At 74.9% G+C, this 1826-nt stretch carries 2 protein-coding genes; both read left to right on the top strand.

Annotated elements, in window-relative coordinates; translation table 11 throughout:
• The first annotated feature begins 280 nt into the window (after nt 1–280).
• Entirely contained in the window at nt 281–1006 is a 726-nt protein-coding gene (locus ACWGN5_RS26620; protein WP_399698973.1) for a Crp/Fnr family transcriptional regulator, read from the top strand.
• A gap of 79 nt (nt 1007–1085) precedes the next feature.
• A partial coding sequence (locus ACWGN5_RS26615; RefSeq protein WP_453519553.1) for a hypothetical protein occupies nt 1086–1826 on the top strand: 741 nt, incomplete at its 3' end.

Below are 1826 nucleotides of genomic sequence, written 5' to 3'. Positions count from 1 at the left end.
CCACGGGGATCCGCCCTCCCCCGCCGCCCCCCCCCCCCCCGCCGGGTCGCGATCGCGGGGGGCGCAGGGGTCGCGTCGGCGGCGCTCCCCTGCGCCCCCCGTGCTCGTTGACGCGTTTCTTCCGCACCCTCTAGCGTTCTTCACCCCATGACGTGACACAGCGTCAATAGTGTGGCGCAGCACGCCACCTGAGGTGGGAACACACACGCGAACGCGCCGGTCGGCCACCGGCGGACGGTCTTCCCCGGAGGGCCCGCAAACGGTACGGGGGTGAGCGGCGTTGAGTCTCTTCGGGCAGGACCGCTCCTTCCTCCACGCCCTCCCCGCGGCCGACCGGCGGTCGCTGCTCGCCGAAGGCGCCCGGCGCGTCTACGAACCCGGGGAGGTGATGATCCGCGAACGCGACACCAGCGCCTACGTCCTCGCACTCCTCTCCGGCTGGTCCGTCGTCTCCGTCGGCACCGAGCGCGGCTCCCGCCTCATCCTCGCCCTGCGCGGCGCCGGTGAGGTCGTCGGCGACCTCGCCGCCGTCGACCGGGGCCCGCGCAGCGCCAGCGTCACCGCCCTCGGCACGGTCGAGGCGGTGGCCGTCTCCGGCGACCGGTTCCGGCGCTTCCTCGCCGCCCGCCCGCACGCCACCGCGCTGATCATGCGCCAGCTCGCCACCCGGCTGCGCAGCGCCGACGTCGAACGCCGCGCGCTCGCCTCCGAGACCGTCCTCCAGCGCCTCGCCGCCCGCCTCGTCGAACTGGCCGAGCGCGCCGGACGACGGGCGGACGGCGGCACCGTGCTCGACCTCCCGCTGCCCCAGCACGACCTGGCGGCGGCCATCGGCGCCACCCGGGAGGCAGTGGCCAAAGCCCTGCGCCTGCTGAGGGAGCAGGACGTCGTCCGCACCGCGAACCGCACCGTCGTCGTGATCGACATGCGGGTCCTGGTGCTGCTCGCGCAGGGGCGCGCACGCCCCGGCGGAAACCCGGCGGACGAATCTCCGCCGGGTGTGTAAACGGCTACATCGCCGGTCGCGGAAGGCGGCCAGTCTGAACACGCGCACCACCACGGCACCACACACAGGGAGTCCGAGAGTGAGCAGTGCGGAAGTGAACGGGGTAGCGGGCGGGATCCACCGGTTCGTCGTGTTCGGCGACATCGTGGGCTCCGGGACCCTGGGCATGGCCGAGAAGGAGCTGCACCGGGCCGCCATGTACGCCGCCTTCGACGAGGCGTACGGCTCCGTCGGCGTCGAACCCGGCACCTTCCACCAGGAGGACCGGGGGGACGGCATCCTCGCCGCCCTGCGCCCCGACGTGCCGCCGACCCTCATGGTCGGACGGTGGATCGACACCCTCTACGAGAGCCTGCGCGCCCACAACACGGGCCGCAGCCACCGCCTGCGGCTGCGGATCGGCATGAACGCCGGGCTCGTCGCCCAGGACGCCCACGGGCTCGTCGGACGGGCCGTGGACCTCGCCGCCCGGCTCTGCGACAGCGCCCCCGCCAAGCAGATCATGACCGAGAGCCCGGAGGTCGACCTCCTGGTCGTCGTCTCCGACTGGCTGTACGGGAACGTGGTCGCCGAGGGCGGGCGCTACGTCGAACCCGCCCACTACCGGCCGGCCCGCGTCCGGTCCAAGGAGACCGACGAGACCGCGTGGTTCCACGTACCGCGCAGCACCGCCCCGCCGCTGACCGCGGCCGAAGGGGGTTCACGGACCGGCGGTTGGGGGGGGGGGGGGGGGGGGCCCCCCCCCCCCCCCCCCGGGGGGGGCCCCCCCCCCCCCCCCGGGGGGGGGCGGCGCGGCAAAACCCCCCACACCAAACACCCC

It is taken from the genome of Streptomyces sp. NPDC055815 (assembly GCF_053616475.1).
Note: the sequence above shows the minus strand (reverse complement) of the source record. Positions and strands in the feature narration are given on the sequence as shown.